The sequence below is a fragment of the Glutamicibacter sp. FBE19 genome (assembly GCF_015524875.1).
Classification (GTDB): Bacteria; Actinomycetota; Actinomycetes; order Actinomycetales; family Micrococcaceae; genus Glutamicibacter; species Glutamicibacter halophytocola.
The window spans coordinates 353,075-368,148 of the sequence record NZ_JACKQN010000001.1 but is presented as its reverse complement, the minus strand read 5'-3'; the positions used below and the strand labels follow the sequence as shown (position 1 = coordinate 368,148).

Here is a 15,074-nt window from a genome sequence, read left to right as displayed (position 1 = left end):
TCCGCTCTAGCACAAAGTGCGCCAGCAGGAAGGAAGCTGGATCGCGGCCGAATGCCAGCTGGCCATTCGCGCTAAAACCAGGGCCGCCGGTTCAGCTGATCCCCCTTGGGGAGCAGGGTGGGAAGTCCCAGACGCCGGCACACGAGCAACTTCGGCGTCCTGTTTCCCTAGGAGGAGGAACCCCATGTCCGAGAATTCACCGCAGTCCAGCCGCGCCGGCAAGGAACGCATCAGCCCGCCAGAACAACGCCAGCCAGAGCCGGGGCTGGACCAAAAGCTGCAGCCCACGGCGGATCACGGCGAGCGCAGCTACCAGGGCCGGGACCGGCTCGCCGGGAAGCGGGCGCTGATCACCGGTGGCGATTCGGGTATCGGGGCGGCGGTGGCCATTGCTTTCGCCCGCGAAGGAGCAGACGTGGCCTTGGCCTACCTGCCCTCCGAGGAACCCGATGCCCAGGCGATCGCCGCGGTGCTTGATGATGCGGGCATCGATGTGCACCGGCTTCCCGGCGACCTGCGCGACCACGGCTACCGCGACTCGCTGGTGGACGAGGCATCGGCCGCCTTGGGCGGACTGGACATCCTGGTCAACAATGCCGGCAAGCAGATCAGCGTCGAGTCATTGGAAGAGCTGAGCGATGAACAGGTGGAAGCTACCTTCGATGTGAATATCTTCGCGATGTTCGCCTTGAGCCGCGCCGCGTTGAAGGTGTTGCCCGAGGGAGGCTCGATTATCAACACGACGTCCATCCAGGCCTTTGATCCCTCGGATCACCTGATGGATTATGCCGCGACCAAGGGCGCGATCAGCAACTTCACCAAATCATTGGCCTCCCAGGCAGCCAAGCGCGGAATCAGGGTCAATGCCGTGGCCCCGGGCCCCATTTGGACTCCCCTGCAGCCTTCGGATGGCCAGCCCATCGAGGCGCTGCCGGAATTCGGGCACGATACCTGGCTTGGCCGCGCGGGCCAGCCGGTGGAAGTCGCCCCGGCCTATGTTTTCCTGGCCAGCGACGATGCTTCCTACGTGGTGGGCTCCACGATGCACGTTAACGGCGGCAAGAACCAGCCGTAGCCAGGCGGGCTAACTGGGTTCATCGCCCGGTGCGGAAATCGAGAAGTCCATGTTGCGCCGCTCGTATTCGCGCTGGCTGAAGGTGGCACGCTGGACTTCTTCCACGTTCTCGAAGCTGGAGCCGATGGCGCCGCCCATGGTCCCCAGCGACGATGCCAGCCATGCCAGGTTCACGTAGTCGGCCAGCGTGACGCCGTGGCGCAGCTGGTAGGCCAGGTATTCCTGGTCGATGACGATCAGCGCGCCGGCCAGCAGAGCCAGGAACATCAGCAGGTACATGGCCGCGGCGGCGAATCCCACGGTCAGCACGGTGGCGGCGTTGTAGACGACCAGGCGCTCGCGGCGGCGGCTGCCCTTGGGGCTTTCCCACAACCGGTTATGCAGCAGCAGCCACAGGGTGAGGATCGCAATGCTGGAGAGCGTGATCAGCCACAGCCGCTGGGTGGAGAGATAATCGGCCATGGACCAGATGCTGGTGTAGAACACGCCGAAGGCTCCGGTCGCCACGGCGCCGGCCAGCGCTGAAGACAAGCGTGGAACGAGCTTCCAGGGGCGGTTGCTGCGCACCATGCCGGCGATGAGCAGCAGCCGTCCACGCAGCCCCTCGATGCTCGAGATCCGGTTCTGCTCGTTTTCCGCATCCTGCCAGCTTGCGTGCACGCTTATGGCACGCCCGAGCGGTGTGGGCGCCGAGCCGGGGGGCTGGCCAGTGGATAATTCCTTGACCAGCTCGGCCAGTGCCGAGGCCACGGTGCGCGGCCGGGCCAGTCCCAGGCTGGGCATGGAGAGCACCGCCGAACAGGATTCCGATGCCACGACCGAGCGCACCGGCCGTTGCTGTACGTAATGCGGTGCATCGGTGAGGTAGATGATGTAGTCCCAACCGTGTTTCTCGCGCAGCTTCGGCACCTTGTCCTCCAGGGCCACCCTGCCCGAGTCTCCCAAGGGCAGGGAGAACGGTGCGACCTGCACCTCCCAATGGACTTCATGCTCTTCCAGCTTCGCCAGCACTCCTTCGAGCCGCCTGGCTACGCGATTGGCCATGGCATCGGCTGTGCCGGGGTCGGCTATCAGTCCGACCACGCAGGCCGAGGATTCTGGCACGTTCATAGGCACCCCTGATGGTCTCTGTGTTCCTGGAATGATTTCTTCTTCCACCCTAGGAAGCAATTCGGACAGCCGCAGGCCGCTCCAGCAATCTTGCAGGAAAGTTGACGCAGCCCCATCTACCCTGGGGTTAGAGTGAAAATAAAAATTCCGCAATAAGAAAGTTGGAGATCATCTCCTAGTCCACCGCTGCCCTGGCCCCTGTCGATGCCGCACCAGCCTTCAGCCTCGACGACGCGCGCCGAATGACCGTCTCGCTGGCCGACCACGCAGGGCAATGCGTCATCGTCTACTTCTAGCCCAAGCCCGCCACTCCGGCTGCATGACCGAGGCCTGCGACTTCCGCGACAACCTGGGCTCGCTGCAGGCCGCTGGCTACGCGGTGCTGGGTACTTCCCCGAAGCCCCGACTCTTCAGCCAGCTTCGCCGACGATGAATCCCCTAACTTCCCCCTCCTGTCACACCCGGACAATGCCGTGGGCAAGGCCTACGGTTCCTTCGGGGTAAAGACTATTCGCGACAAGATTTTTTCTGGCACCCTGTGCTCCACCGCGGTGATCGATCCGCACGCGAAGATTTCCCAGATTGAATAAGTGGTGGATGCCAAGGGCCACGTCGCGCGCCTGAGGCAGCCGCTCGGTCTCTAGGACGAAGAACCGGAATTCACGCGGCGGCGCTCCGGTGAAGCAAGGGTGTCTTGCACTTCACCGGAGCGCTGCAGCTCATGGTGCGATCTAGCGTCCGGCGATTTTCACCAGCTTGCGGTTGATGAATTCATCCATCCCGTACTTACCCAGCTCACGTCCGATGCCAGAACGCTTCACCCCGCCAAAAGGCAACTCAGGAGAGGACGCCGAAGGCTCATTGATGGCCACCATGCCGCTGCTCAACCGGGCGGCAATGCGCTCGGCCCGCTCCAGATCCTGGGTGTGGATGGAGGCACCCAGCCCGTAATCGGTGTTGTTGGCCAGTTCAACGGCTTCGTTCTCGCCGTGCACCTTGTATAAGACCGCCACCGGGCCGAAGAGTTCCTCGGAGAAGGCACGCATCTGCTCGGTGACCCCGGCCAAGATGGTTGGCTCGTAGAAGGCGCCAGGCCCTTCTACCTGCTTGCCGCCGGCCAACACCGTCGCACCCTTGTCGATGGCGTCCTGGACCTGGGCCGCCAGGCCATCGCGCGCCGCGGCCGAGGACAGCGGTCCGAGGAAGTTTTCACCCTGGGTCGGATCCCCGACCTTCATGCCGGCCACCTGGTCCACCAACGCCGCTGAGAATTCCTCGTAGACCGAGGAGTCGACGATGAAGCGCTTGGCCGCATTGCAAGCCTGGCCGGTATTCCCGAATCGTGCGCGCATCCCCAGCTTGGCGGTGCGGGCGATGTCGGCGTCCGCGAACACCAGGAACGGGTCAGAACCACCCAGCTCAAGCACGACCTTCTTAAGGTGGCGCCCGGCGATTTCCGCCACCGCCGAACCAGCTCGCTCCGAACCAGTCAGCGAAACTCCCTGCACCCGGCGGTCGGCAATGATGTCTGCAACCTGGTCATTGGTGGCAAAGATATTCACGTACGCGCCCTGTGGCGCACCTGCCTCCTGGAAGATTTGCTCCATGGCCAGCGCCGATTCCGGACATTGCGGGGCATGCTTGAGCAGGATGGTGTTGCCGTTCATCAGGTTGGGAGCGGCGAACCGGGCCACCTGGTAGTACGGGAAGTTCCACGGCATGATCCCCAGCAGCACACCCACGGATTCCTTGCGTACCAGGGCGCGGCCGCCGGAAGCGATCTCCAGCTCTTCGTCCTCCAGGAATTTCGGGCCGTTCTTCGCGTAGTAGCGGTAGATCGCCACCACGATGCTGATTTCACCCAGCGACTGCTTGATGGGCTTGCCCATTTCCCGGGTGATGATCGCCGCGAGCTCGTCCGCGCGGGTCTCGTAGATGTCCGCCACACGGTTGAGCAAGGCTACTCGATCATCCAGCGCGGACACCGACCATGCCTGATAGGCCTGATCCGTGCTGGATAAGGCCTGTTGGATTTGCTCATCGCTGGCCGTGGCAAATTCTGCTTCGATTTCACCGGTAGCTGGATTGGTCACTGCGTACATGCTCATGCTGCTCCTGTTCCTCAGAGTTGTTGTGCTTGCTTCCAACACTGTCATTTCGCGGGGGCGCACCATAGGCATTTTCCCAAATAACGGGCCATGTTCGTAGCTGGCGAACGCCCGCCCTTCCAGATTGAGCCCCGAGCCCGTAACCCACCTCGCCTATTTGCCCACAGCAGAACCTGGTGCAGCCGAGGCACCAGCAGCAACCATGCAGGCAAATAAATTCAGCGGCACCCAATCCACTGCCGCGGGTTCTCCGAAGTACTTCTACAGGGTTCGTTCCGGAACCTGCACAACTCGACGCGGAATCCACTCCGCGTCCCAGGAAGGACTGATTGCAATGCGCACATCACCTAATCGCTTGCTCGCAACGACTTTCGGAGCTGTATACCTCCTCGTCGGCTTGCTCGGGTTCCTCGTCACCGCGGGCGTGGATTTCTTCGCCACAGAGGGTGGCAAGTTGATCATTTTCGAGGTCAACCCACTGCACAACGTCATCCACCTGGCCATTGGCGCAGTACTGCTCATCGCCGGGCTCGGATCCGTGAGGGCGTCCAAACTCGCCAACTCGACCGTGGGCGCCGTCTACCTTCTGGTGGGCATCTTGGGGCTCTTCCTAGCATCGACGTCCCTGAACATCATTGCCCTGAACGGTGCCGATAACGTCCTGCACCTGGCCAGCGCGATCGTCCTGTTGTCGGTGGGCCTGTCCCAGGACAAAGCACCCGTAGCACGTACTGCACGGTCATGAATTCCCGACTAGGCCGGCAGCCTGCCATCGAACCCACCGTCCAAAGGCAAGGTGCGGTGGCAGGCTTCGGTGCCATCGGCGGCATCTACGCGGGAATCGCTGGACTGGGCATCGCGGCTCTGGCCGCGGCATCCTCCTCCAGCTTGGCATCAAGGTTCTCGGTCGAAGCCACCACGGCTCCCTGGTGGGTGTGGCTCGGCGCCATAGCGTCCGCCACCTGGGCGGGGCTAGCACTGATCTACTCCGTGGCCAGCCTGCGCAAGTCATCAGCGCCAGCGCCGAAGATCGCGGTTCGCTGCCTGGCGGTAGTCTCGCTAGCGCATCTGGCCAGCATCGCCCTGGGTCTTGCGGGAATCCCGGGAAGGGAGAAATTCCTGGATCTCACCGTCGTTTCCCTGCTATTGCTGGAGCTATCTGTAGTCGCAGCCATCATGTGGCAGCGAAAACGGCAACGCAAATCGACACGCGGACCCGCTCGGTCCGGCAGCCTAGCAGTGGTCGGAGGCATATTTGCCGCATCGGTGGTGGTGTCCACGATCGCCAGTATGGGATTAGCGGCCTCCGCCGCGGGCCATCTGGCGGTACCGCATTCTGAGCATGGAGCCCACCATACGGAAGGCATTGAGCCGGGCATCATCGACAAGATGAAGCAGGAAGAACACCACCACTAGCCATGACTCTAGTTCCCATGTTCCAGCGCTACCCACTCGTGGCGAACAACTGGGAACTGCCACCTCCGGAATCGGGACTGCTTTGGGGCAGTCCCGAAGATTCCGCGGACGGCCACACCTGTGTGGCCACTCTTCGAGCCTCTCTCACCGTCCCAACATCTACATGATCATGACGGCCATCAGCTTGATGTTGAGCAGCAGCCCGAGGACCAGGATCCGGACCAGGTGGACACCAGCCAGTTCAATCCCGACTGATTCCATCCTGGCGCCTTGGAGCGGGCCATCTGGCCAGCTAGCTGATTCCCGTGGAGGCATCCAAGGTGCAGGGCTCAATGCCGCTTCGCCAGGAAAAGACGGCGAGGACTGAGCCCAGCAGGCCTATGGTCACGAGGACGAGTGCCGTTTCGGCAAGCCCGAGCACCGCTCCCGTTGCTCCTGCCAAGGGGTAGGTGATCAGGAAGCACGCGTGCGACAGCGAGATTTGGGCCGCGAAGATGCCCGGCCGGTTCTGTTCTGTGCTGTTGCGCCGAAGCAGCCACGAGGAAGGGGTGAGAATTGTCGCGATCGCGGCGCCGATCAGCAGCCAGGTGGCCATCAGCGCAATCCACTGGCTTGTCCCCCGCCCCCAATGGATTGTGCCGGATGCAGCCAAAAGCAGCAGGGGCAAGCAGTCTGCACCGCAGAGCATGACCCGGCGGTCGGGGAAACGATCCAGCAAGCCGGGTACGGTCAAAGCCACCATCATCGATCCGGCGCCATAGGCACCGAGCAGCAGAGCGGAATGCGTCTGGGAGCGGCCGTGCCCGCCTTGCACCAGGACCACCGTGTTGACAATGACCATGGCTGTAGTCGCGGCCACCACCAGATTCAACGCCTTCAAGCTGCGCAGTTCGGGACGGGCCCAGAATGCCTGCACGCCTCCAGTGAACCGATGGAAGAATTTGGTGTTGCCTGGCGCCATGCTCTCCGGGAATTCCGTAACTGAGACCAGCACCGCGGAGCAGGAAAACCCGAGAACCGTTCCCAAGAAGAGGCTGTGATAGCTCGTGGCGGCCAGCAGGAGCGTGGCCAACAGCGGACTGATCAGCGATTCCATGTCATAGGCCAGACGGGAAAGCGACAGCACCCGGGTGTACTCGCGTTCATCAGGAAGTATCGAGGGAATGATGGCCTAGAACGCCGGCGTGAAAGTGGCAGAGGCCGATTGCAGCACGAAGATCAGCACATAGATCTGCCAGGCCTCGCTGACGAATGGCAGGCATACCGCAATCACTGCGCGGATGGCGTCGGATCCGATAAGCAGCGGCTTGCGCGGAATGTGGGCCGCGATGGCGCTGATCAACGGAGTGACAAGGACATAGGCGGCCATCTTAATGGTCATGGCCAAGCCGGGCACCCGGCCAGCTTGGTTGCCGGCCACGCCAAAAGCCAGAAGCCCCAGGCCACGTTGAGCAGTCCCGTGCCGAGCAGCGCGATGACCTGGGCGCTGAAGAGCTTGGCGTAGGGACGGTTGCGCAGAACTTCGAGCATCACAATGCCTAACGCGGGGGATCTGCCTCAGCCCTGTGGCTGATGGTGATGGGGAGGAAGTCCGTTGGCTACGGAATGCTCGGCTTGCTTGACCGCTTCGGCTACCAGCGTGGCAGCGTGACCGTTTGCCAGCTGGTATAGCACTATGGTCCCTTCCTGGCGGGTCGTGACCATGCGGGCCATGCGCAGCCGAGCCAGGTGCTGTGACACTCCGGAGGGGCTCTTCTCGACAAGCTCGGCAATCGAGCTGACTGACAGCTCACCAGCGCGGCGAAGCCCCAGCACGATCTTGATGCGCGTGACATCGGAAAGGATTCCGAAGACCTCGGCGACCAGGTCAACGTATTTAGAGGACGGGTCCAGCCCGCAGCCCTTATTATCCGCATTCATGCTAATACAACAACATTAGTGGGAATTAAATATAACCCGAGATCTGACAGACGGCCGCCCGAAGATGCTGCAACGGGGGGGTGCCCCTATGTTCTGTGTCAAGCAATTTTTAGTTCCGGAACATCATAGAGTGAGCCGTCCCGGATCATGGCGAACAGGACCGTGAGTCGTCGGTGGGCCAGTGCGATCAGAGCTTGGTTATGACGCTTGCCCTGGGCTCGTTTCCGGTCATAATAGGCCCGGCAGGTTGGATCGAATCTGATCGATGCGAACGCCGAGAGGAAGAGGGCTCGCTTCAGCCGTTTGTTGCCTGAATGGCTGACGCGCTCGGACTTGATCGAAGTGCCCGACTGGCGCGTGGTTGGTGCCAGGCCGGCGTAGGAGGACAACGCTGCGGCGCTGGGGAAGGTCTTGCCGGAGGTCTCGGCGATGATGATCGCTGCGGTCCTGACGGCGACCCCTGGCATGGATGTCAGGACCTGGTAAAGAGGGTGGGCCTCCACCATGGTTTCCAAGTGCGTGGCTACATCTACACGCTGGGCGTGCAACGAGATTAGTTGCCGGGCCAGGTGCGGGATGACTAGTCCTGCGGCGTCGGTGCCGACCACGACCACTGTTTGCTCATAGAGCGCGTCCATGATGGCTCCGGCCCAGGCAGTGTGCCGGCGGGCTCCCTGCTTTTTCAGCTTCGCGTCGATCCGCGCTTTGCCGGCATGCTTCAGTTGCGCCGGTGTCGGCCAGGAGGCGAGGACTTCGAGCACCGCGTCGTGTTCCAGCCAGGGACCGAGGATCCGTTCTAGTGGCGGGTGGATTTGGGTGAACAACCCGCGGATTCTGTTGCTGGTTTGGGTGATCTGCCGTGCTAGATCCAAGTCGAATCCGGTGAGCATGCCCAGGGTGGCTTCGTCTTCGTCAGAGACTTGGATGCTGCGTAGCGTGTGGGGCATGGTGCGGGCCGCGTCAGCGATGATGAAGGCGTCCTTTTCGTCTGTTTTCGCCGTGCCGGGATACATGTCTGCGATGCGTCGCATGGTCAGCCCAGGTAGGTAGGCCACCGGAATGCCGAGGTGCTGGGCGACGGCAACGGCCAGGGCGCCGATGGTGGCTGGCTGATCCACGACCACCAGCACGGTGCCTTGAGTCATGAGTTTTTGATAGACCGAGACCAGTTTGGCTTCGTCATTGGGCAGGGTCTTGTTCCAGATTTTGGTGCCGTCTTTGGTGACGGCGCACGCCCAATGGTCTGTTTTCCCGACGTCGAGCCCGAGGAAAATGTCCACGTCTGAGGTGATCATGACTAGTGCTCCCTTGAACTAGTTTTTTGTTCAAAGTCGACCAACCGCAGGTAGCAAAGTCTTACATCCACGTTATGACAGGCGTCCAGTTTTGGCGCCGCGCCCCTAATCAGCAATCACCCTGCTGCCATCCCAATCTCGGTGGCAGCACCCCCCGGACTATTGGCTAAGCAGGGGCAAGACACCATGCCGAGATTGGTCGGCCGACAGTCCCTATGATCCTCTTTTAGGGGCTGTCAACAACATAACGGGGAAACTGAAGAACGCCGTACTTGCACAGGCCTCGACATGCAGAGGGGCGGCGGGCAGCAGCGCCAGCAATCAGCAATCAGATCGGCTCCAAATGGCGCTCGTCGCGCGCGGCTAGTTTGACCAGTCGTGGAGACCGCCGGGCGGCTCGAGAATTGCCCAGATTCCACAGCTCCGCTAACGACCCGATTCCCGCATTGCGCAGGGGACATCCTTTAGTCAGTCGGCGCGGATAGCCAAATGAGCGGCCACAAGCTCCTTAGAGCTGGATTCTCAACTACCACGGAAGGACACCACGGGGTGCTGGCCCGAGGCTCGAATAACGTTTCCGGAATCGGCGACTGCCGGGCTGCCGGCATGCACCAACAACGCAGAGGGGTCCTGCACCGCTAATGGTGCAGGACCCCTCGAAGCAAGCTCTAGAGGTTTACTCTAGCCACCCAAGCCACCGAGAAGGCCTTTGATGATTTCAAGCAGAGTGTTGATCAATTCCATGATGTTCTCCGTATCTGAGGTCGAGCGATTCGCGATGTATCAACAGGTGTTGATGTAAGGGAATCTAGCAACCGGAAGCGAACTCTTGACCAATATTCGCAAATATTACGGTTTTAACTGAATGACTTTCTATTTAATAACTAGTGGAAGGGCTAAATTCATTAATTATTGATTCATGTCAATACTACTTTTGGAGGAAGGCGATGCCTTTGGCGTTGCTGAAACCTGCCGATTCCTCTCCCTGCTATCCTGCCTCGCTGCAAAATCCGCGCGGCCGTTGCTGGAGCACGCTGGCAAGAGACGGAACGCCTGGGATGGCGCGTATCCGGAATCATCCAGTTTTTCGTGGTTCCCCAAGGAGGCCGCCTAACCTGGATGTCTAGTATGGATAATCATGGAACGCGATAAGCAATCATCACCCGGCAGGACCGATCCTCGACTCGCCATGGAACAGAACCTGGCCGAGCACGCCTGCCACCTTCACCGCAGCATGGACGGCGCAACAGTCATTGAAACCAGCGACCTGATGATCGCTGATAGCGGCCTCGACGACGACACCTTCAACATCATCGCCGCCGCCCGATTCACCGCAGCGACCGCGCCCACCCGCATCGCGCAGACACTTCAGCGCCTGGCTTCTGATGGACGTCCATTTTCCTGGTGGGTCGGCCCGGCCAGCACACCCGGCAATCTGGCCGAGCACCTCGAAAACGCCGGGCTGGAAGCCTCTGAAACTGAGACCGGCATGTGGAAAGACCTGCGCGGAGCGCTCCCCCAAGCCCACGACGCAGGCCTGGACATCCGCCTAGTGAGCACCCCTGAGGAACTCGCCGACTACGCAACCGTGCTCTCGGCCAATTGGAACCCGCCGGCCACCACGGTGCAGGGCTTCTACGCCCGCGCCTCGGCAACTGCGCTGTCCGCCGATGCACCAGCCCGCTATTTGGTCGGCTATGCCAACGGCCACCCGGTCTGCTCGGCAGAAGTCTTCCTCCACGCCCGAGTCGCCGGCATCTACAACATCTCAACACTGCAATCGGAACGCCGCCAAGGATACGGAACAGCCATCACCTTGGCCGCCTTGCACACTGCCCGCACTGCCGGCTACGACACCGCAGTGCTACAAGCGTCCCACGACGGAGAACCCGTCTACCGGCGCCTTGGATTCAGCGAATGCGGCCACTTCGCCGAGTACGCGCTCAACCCCTGATCAAAGTGGTCCGAGCGGCCCTCAAGACTGCACCGCTTGCACAGGTCCGCGATCCCATGTTGCGTATAAGGGGCATAGTCGAGAGAATCTCGCTATCCGAAGCGCGATAGGCAAGGGCCAACCCGCGTCAACGAGCCAATTCGGTTTCGCTCCGCTCTATGCAGAATTCGTTCCCTTCGGGATCATGCAGGGTCACCCACCCGCGTCCATCTGCTGAACGGTGGTCTTCATGGATCGACGCGCCCAGGGACACCGCACGCTCCACCTCGTCATCTCGGCTGCGGCCGGTGGGCTGCCAGTCAATGTGCACCCGGTTTTTCACCGATTTCGCTTCAGGCACCCTGATGAACAACAAGCCCGGCAGCGGAGCGGGGGCCTCGATGAGCACCTCTGAATCACCTGGAACATCAACCTCCGAGATAGGCCAACCGGTCAGCTGGCTCCAATAGACCGCCAGGGCGTACGGTTCAACGCAGTCGATAGTCAAATGCCGAAATCTCATGTTGTCCCTGCCTTGGATATCCGGTGTGGCGCGGACGGCTTGCTGGCCCCGGTTCCGGCGCGCATGTTTTTCGTGGAACTTTCCCGTACGCCTTCATCCATAAGGGATTCGAATAATGTACCGCAGTTCCCCGCTTAGCCGGAGGCCTTCTTCTTGCCCGATGAGGACGAAGCCGATTTCTTCGTCTCCGTTTTCTTCGCCTGCCCTTTCTTGGAGGCCTTCTTCATAGCTGAGGTTTTCCCCTCCGTGGATGCCTTGTTCGGGGTCTTTGCCTTGCGCCCGTCGATGCTGCGTTTGAGCGCTTCCATCAGATCGATGACCTCGCCGGACCCTTCGGAAGTTTCCGGCTCTCCGAAGGTCGCTTCGGTATCCAGCTGCTCTCCTTGTTCGATTTTCGCTTCAATCAGTTTCTTGAGCTGGACCTGGTAGTCGTCCTGGAATTGATCCGGCGTGAAATCCCCGCTGTACTGCTCCACCAGGCTGGACGACATCTTCAGCTCTTGCTCGCTGATCCGAGGTGACTTCTCCGGTGCCAGCGCCTCTGCATCACGCAACTCGTCTGCCCACATGACCGCTTGCAACACCATCGTCGTGGAGCGCACCCGCAAGATCCCCAGCCGGGTCTTCTGGCGCAGGGCGAAACGCACCACGGCCAGCTTCTCGGTGTCTTGCAGGGTGCGCCGCAACAATTCGTAGGCCTTGGGCGATGTGGAATCGGCTTGCAGATAGTAGCTTTTCTCCAGCATCAAGGGATCGATCTGGTCCGCCGGAACGAACTGGACCACTTCGATTTCGCGGCTTTTCTCCGCAGGCAGCTCCTCCATCTCCTCATCAGTGAGCACGATGGTCCGTTCGCCATCTTCGAAGGCCTTGTCCAGGTCCTTATAGGCGATCTTCTTCCCGCAGACTTCGCAGCGGCGCTCGTAACGGATCCTCCCGCCGTCCTTGTCATGGACCTGGTGCAGGTCGATGTCGTGGTCCTCGGTGGCGCCGTACGCCTTGACCGGGACGTTCACCAGCCCGAAGGCAATTGATCCAGTCCAGATAGCTCGCATGGAGCCAGTGAAGCATCAGATGCCCAGGACCGTCACGGCCCAAGGCATATTGGCAGGGTCTCCCAAGCTTCGGCACCAAGCACAAAGCTTGCTTGGAACGCTGGCTTATCTGCTCCAGCCCCGGAAGATTGGGCTGCACACCCCAAGCGGAGGACTGGTATGGCACGCAAGGAGCAATTTGTAGAGGTCGCTGGACGCACCCTCAAGGTCAGCAACTTGGACAAGGTCCTGTATCCGGCCACCGGAACCACCAAAGGCGAGGTGATGGACTACTTCCAGCAGGTTGCCCCGGCCCTCTTGCCGCACGCAGCTTGGCGGCCTGCCACGCGCAAGCGCTGGGTGGACGGGGTCGGCACCGCCGCGGAACCCGGGAAGGTCTTCTTCCGCAAGGATCTGGAAGAGTCCGCGCCCCAATGGATCCCCCGCGCCAAACTTGAGCACAAGACCCACGCCAATACCTATCCGATGGTCAATGACGAAGCCGTGCTGGCATGGATAGCCCAAGTGGCCGCCTTGGAAATCCATGTGCCCCAGTGGCGTTTCGATTCCTCCCTGGACCCTGCCAACCCGGATCGCCTGGTCCTGGATCTGGATCCCGGCCCGGGAACCGGATTGGAGCAGTGCGCGGAAGTCGCCTTGATCTGCCGGGAAATCCTCGAGGGCATGAAGTTGCCCAGTATCCCGGTGACCTCCGGTTCCAAAGGCATTCACCTGTATGCGGGCCTGGATGGAAAATACAGCTCGGACCAGATCAGCGAAGTGGCCAAGGAGCTGGCCAGCGCGCTGCAAAAGGACCATCCGCAGCTGGTGGTCTCCAGCATGAAGCGCTCCCTGAGGGAGAACAAGGTGCTGGTTGACTGGAGCCAGAACAATGCAGCGAAAACTACCGTCTGCCCCTACTCGTTGCGCGGCCGCTCCCGGCCCACCGTCGCCGCGCCCCGGACCTGGCAGGAAGTCGAGGCCACCGGGCTGGAGCAGCTGGAGTACCCCGAAGTCCTGGACCGGCTGCAGGACGGGATCGACCCGCTGGCTCCGCTGGCCGCCGGCGAATCGGCCAGGGAAGATCCCGATCGGCTGGCCGTCTATCGTTCCAAGCGCGATGCATTGCAGACCCCGGAGCCGGTACCCCGGCAAACCGCCACCGCAGGACGAACCGGCAGCAGCCAGAGTGCGGATTCAGGGTCGAGTTTTGTCATCCAGGAACATCATGCCCGCCGGCTGCACTGGGATTTCCGCCTAGAGCACGACGGAGTGCTGGTTTCCTGGGCGGTACCCAAGGGGCCGCCGCTGGAATCCGGGATCCAGCGGCTGGCCGTGATGACCGAGGATCATCCCCTGTCCTATGGGAGCTTCGAAGGGAGGATCCCCAAGGGTCAATACGGCGCCGGTGAGGTGGCCATCTGGGATGCGGGCACCTGCAGGATTGAAAAGTGGCGTGAAGGCAAGGAAGTCATTGCGGTACTCCAGGGCAAGCCCGGGGGTGGGCTCGGCGCTATTCCCCGGCGTTTCGTGCTGGTCCACGCACCGGGTATGGGAGGGAAGAACAACTGGCTGTTGCAGCTGGCCAAGGACCAGCCCGCCGCGGACACTGCAACGGATGATCTGGCCTCAGAACCTGTCCAGGCCGCGGCATACCTGTCCCGGCGGCCGCCACGACCGATGCTCGCCACCGCAGGTACCGCCGAGGACATTTCCAGCACGCAGGACTGGAGCTTTGAGATGAAATGGGATGGCTACCGTGCCATCGGCGTTGCCAGAGGCGGAACGCTCTCATTATTCAGCCGCAATGGCCACGAACTGGGCGCTGATTTTCCGGGATTGGCAGAACTGGGGTGCCTGTTGCCAGACGGTTCGGTGGTCGATGGCGAAATCGTGGCATTGAATGAGGCGGGCAGGCCGGATTTCTCCTTGCTTCAACGCTACGTCGCCGCGATGCGCAAGAAGCAGACCCGGCAAGCCCGCGCCATCAGCATCCAGTACCTGCTCTTCGATGCGCTGCAGCTGCCTTCAGCGTCCGGCAGACCCGAGGACCTCACCGGCCTGCCCTATGCCGAACGCCGCCGCCGCTTGGATTCCCTCACGCTCGAGCATCAAAGCGCCAAGATCCCTCCGGCCTACCACGGCACGGTTGCCGAAGCCGTGCGGATCAGCCAGGACATCGGCCTGGAAGGCGTAGTCGCCAAGGATTGCGCGTCGTTGTACGAGCCCGGAAGCCGCAACGGGAGCTGGATCAAGCTCAAGCACGAAATCCACCAAGAAGTCATTGTCATCGGCTGGCGTAAAGGCCTCGGCGCACGAAGCAGCAGCTTCGCTTCGCTGCTGCTGGCCGTCCCGGGGCGCGATGGGCTGCGCTACGCGGGCCGGGTGGGCACCGGATTCAGTGATGCCCAGCTCACCGCGATTCGCCATCGGCTTGAAAAGCTGGGGCGCAAGACCCCTCCTGCCAAGGACATCCCGGCGGCGCACCGCCGCGATGCCCACTGGACTAGCCCCAAGCTCGTGGGCGAGGTGCGCTACAGCGAGTTGACCGGCACCGGGCTGCTGCGCCACCCGGTGTGGCGAGGCTTGCGCGAGGACAAGGAACCGCACGAGGTCCGGTGGGAATCCACCTCGATCATCGAAACAAGATAGGAGAATGG

The 15,074-nt window shown here is 61.6% G+C and carries 16 protein-coding genes; 7 read left to right on the top strand and 9 right to left on the bottom strand.

All coding sequences use genetic code 11. The features are described from left to right. Positions 1 to 184 precede the first annotated feature (184 nt). On the top strand, positions 185 to 1,075 hold the full coding sequence (locus H6F58_RS01625; protein WP_195180946.1) for an SDR family oxidoreductase: 891 nt from the start codon (positions 185 to 187) through the stop codon (positions 1,073 to 1,075). Between the two features lie 9 nt (positions 1,076 to 1,084). Here H6F58_RS01625 and H6F58_RS01620 read toward each other — a convergent pair whose 3' ends face one another. Next, a complete protein-coding gene (locus tag H6F58_RS01620; RefSeq protein ID WP_195180945.1) occupies positions 1,085 to 2,185 on the bottom strand; it encodes a hypothetical protein in 1,101 nt (366 codons plus the stop codon). A gap of 274 nt (positions 2,186 to 2,459) precedes the next feature. Here H6F58_RS01620 and H6F58_RS18360 point away from each other — a divergent pair, with 274 nt between their 5' ends. Further along, on the top strand, positions 2,460 to 2,618 hold the full coding sequence (locus tag H6F58_RS18360; protein WP_308219415.1) for a hypothetical protein: 159 nt from the start codon (positions 2,460 to 2,462) through the stop codon (positions 2,616 to 2,618). Positions 2,619 to 2,916: 298 nt separating this feature from the next. On the opposite strand, the gene H6F58_RS01610 is transcribed toward H6F58_RS18360, so the two are convergent. After that, a complete protein-coding gene (locus H6F58_RS01610) occupies positions 2,917 to 4,293 on the bottom strand; it encodes an NAD-dependent succinate-semialdehyde dehydrogenase (RefSeq protein WP_195180944.1) in 1,377 nt (458 codons plus the stop codon). A 334-nt stretch (positions 4,294 to 4,627) separates the two neighbouring features. Here H6F58_RS01610 and H6F58_RS01605 point away from each other — a divergent pair, with 334 nt between their 5' ends. Next, entirely contained in the window at positions 4,628 to 5,038 is a 411-nt protein-coding gene (locus tag H6F58_RS01605) for a DUF4383 domain-containing protein (RefSeq protein WP_060703514.1), read from the top strand. Continuing rightward, positions 5,035 to 5,709 (top strand): hypothetical protein, encoded by a 675-nt coding sequence (locus H6F58_RS01600; RefSeq protein ID WP_195180943.1) that lies wholly within the window; start codon positions 5,035 to 5,037, stop codon positions 5,707 to 5,709. Before H6F58_RS01605 ends, H6F58_RS01600 begins: the two co-directional genes overlap by 4 nt. A 292-nt stretch (positions 5,710 to 6,001) precedes the next feature. Here the strand turns inward: H6F58_RS01600 and H6F58_RS01595 are convergent, their stop codons facing one another. The 5 genes from H6F58_RS01595 to H6F58_RS01585 all read right to left on the bottom strand — a co-directional run bounded on the left by H6F58_RS01595 (position 6,002) and on the right by H6F58_RS01585 (position 8,924). Further along, positions 6,002 to 6,835: a hypothetical protein gene (locus H6F58_RS01595; RefSeq protein ID WP_244652225.1), complete on the bottom strand. Its 834-nt coding sequence runs from the start codon at positions 6,833 to 6,835 to the stop codon at positions 6,002 to 6,004. Between the two features lie 45 nt (positions 6,836 to 6,880). Further along, entirely contained in the window at positions 6,881 to 7,090 is a 210-nt protein-coding gene (locus H6F58_RS18065; RefSeq protein ID WP_244652224.1) for a hypothetical protein, read from the bottom strand. After that, positions 7,087 to 7,239: a hypothetical protein gene (locus H6F58_RS18060; protein WP_244652223.1), complete on the bottom strand. Its 153-nt coding sequence runs from the start codon at positions 7,237 to 7,239 to the stop codon at positions 7,087 to 7,089. The genes H6F58_RS18065 and H6F58_RS18060 overlap by 4 nt, the downstream gene beginning before the upstream one ends. Positions 7,240 to 7,266: 27 nt before the next feature. Beyond that, entirely contained in the window at positions 7,267 to 7,629 is a 363-nt protein-coding gene (locus H6F58_RS01590) for a metalloregulator ArsR/SmtB family transcription factor (RefSeq protein ID WP_195180942.1), read from the bottom strand. 98 nt (positions 7,630 to 7,727) lie between these two features. Then, on the bottom strand, positions 7,728 to 8,924 hold the full coding sequence (locus H6F58_RS01585) for an IS110 family transposase (protein ID WP_171920466.1): 1,197 nt from the start codon (positions 8,922 to 8,924) through the stop codon (positions 7,728 to 7,730). Positions 8,925 to 9,843: 919 nt separating this feature from the next. Between H6F58_RS01585 and H6F58_RS17900 the strand changes: the two genes are divergently transcribed. Together H6F58_RS17900 and H6F58_RS01580 are read left to right on the top strand one after the other, a co-directional pair. Beyond that, complete coding sequence (locus H6F58_RS17900; RefSeq protein ID WP_186467963.1) at positions 9,844 to 10,038, top strand: hypothetical protein; 195 nt, start codon at positions 9,844 to 9,846, stop codon at positions 10,036 to 10,038. 24 nt (positions 10,039 to 10,062) lie between these two features. Beyond that, positions 10,063 to 10,878, top strand: a complete 816-nt coding sequence (locus H6F58_RS01580) for a GNAT family N-acetyltransferase (RefSeq protein ID WP_206693384.1) — start codon at positions 10,063 to 10,065, stop codon at positions 10,876 to 10,878. 127 nt (positions 10,879 to 11,005) lie between these two features. Here H6F58_RS01580 and H6F58_RS01575 read toward each other — a convergent pair whose 3' ends face one another. After that, complete coding sequence (locus H6F58_RS01575; RefSeq protein ID WP_146276643.1) at positions 11,006 to 11,380, bottom strand: VOC family protein; 375 nt, start codon at positions 11,378 to 11,380, stop codon at positions 11,006 to 11,008. Positions 11,381 to 11,514: 134 nt separating this feature from the next. Next, positions 11,515 to 12,435 (bottom strand): Ku protein, encoded by a 921-nt coding sequence (locus H6F58_RS01570; RefSeq protein ID WP_146276645.1) that lies wholly within the window; start codon positions 12,433 to 12,435, stop codon positions 11,515 to 11,517. A gap of 159 nt (positions 12,436 to 12,594) precedes the next feature. On the opposite strand from H6F58_RS01570, the gene H6F58_RS01565 reads away from it, so the two are divergent. Continuing rightward, positions 12,595 to 15,066: an ATP-dependent DNA ligase gene (locus H6F58_RS01565; RefSeq protein WP_146276647.1), complete on the top strand. Its 2,472-nt coding sequence runs from the start codon at positions 12,595 to 12,597 to the stop codon at positions 15,064 to 15,066. Positions 15,067 to 15,074: the final 8 nt, after the last annotated feature.

Coding starts and splice junctions, on each gene's coding strand:
- H6F58_RS01625 (WP_195180946.1), top strand. CDS start 185: ATGTCCGAGAATTCACCGCAGTCCAGCCGCGCCGGCAAGGAACGCATC.
- H6F58_RS01620 (WP_195180945.1), bottom strand. CDS start 2,185: ATGAACGTGCCAGAATCCTCGGCCTGCGTGGTCGGACTGATAGCCGAC.
- H6F58_RS18360 (WP_308219415.1), top strand. CDS start 2,460: ATGCGTCATCGTCTACTTCTAGCCCAAGCCCGCCACTCCGGCTGCATG.
- H6F58_RS01610 (WP_195180944.1), bottom strand. CDS start 4,293: ATGAGCATGTACGCAGTGACCAATCCAGCTACCGGTGAAATCGAAGCA.
- H6F58_RS01605 (WP_060703514.1), top strand. CDS start 4,628: ATGCGCACATCACCTAATCGCTTGCTCGCAACGACTTTCGGAGCTGTA.
- H6F58_RS01600 (WP_195180943.1), top strand. CDS start 5,035: ATGAATTCCCGACTAGGCCGGCAGCCTGCCATCGAACCCACCGTCCAA.
- H6F58_RS18065 (WP_244652224.1), bottom strand. CDS start 7,090: ATGACCATTAAGATGGCCGCCTATGTCCTTGTCACTCCGTTGATCAGC.
- H6F58_RS18060 (WP_244652223.1), bottom strand. CDS start 7,239: ATGCTCGAAGTTCTGCGCAACCGTCCCTACGCCAAGCTCTTCAGCGCC.
- H6F58_RS01590 (WP_195180942.1), bottom strand. CDS start 7,629: ATGAATGCGGATAATAAGGGCTGCGGGCTGGACCCGTCCTCTAAATAC.
- H6F58_RS01585 (WP_171920466.1), bottom strand. CDS start 8,924: ATGATCACCTCAGACGTGGACATTTTCCTCGGGCTCGACGTCGGGAAA.
- H6F58_RS17900 (WP_186467963.1), top strand. CDS start 9,844: ATGTCAATACTACTTTTGGAGGAAGGCGATGCCTTTGGCGTTGCTGAA.
- H6F58_RS01580 (WP_206693384.1), top strand. CDS start 10,063: ATGGAACGCGATAAGCAATCATCACCCGGCAGGACCGATCCTCGACTC.
- H6F58_RS01575 (WP_146276643.1), bottom strand. CDS start 11,380: ATGAGATTTCGGCATTTGACTATCGACTGCGTTGAACCGTACGCCCTG.
- H6F58_RS01570 (WP_146276645.1), bottom strand. CDS start 12,435: ATGCGAGCTATCTGGACTGGATCAATTGCCTTCGGGCTGGTGAACGTC.
- H6F58_RS01565 (WP_146276647.1), top strand. CDS start 12,595: ATGGCACGCAAGGAGCAATTTGTAGAGGTCGCTGGACGCACCCTCAAG.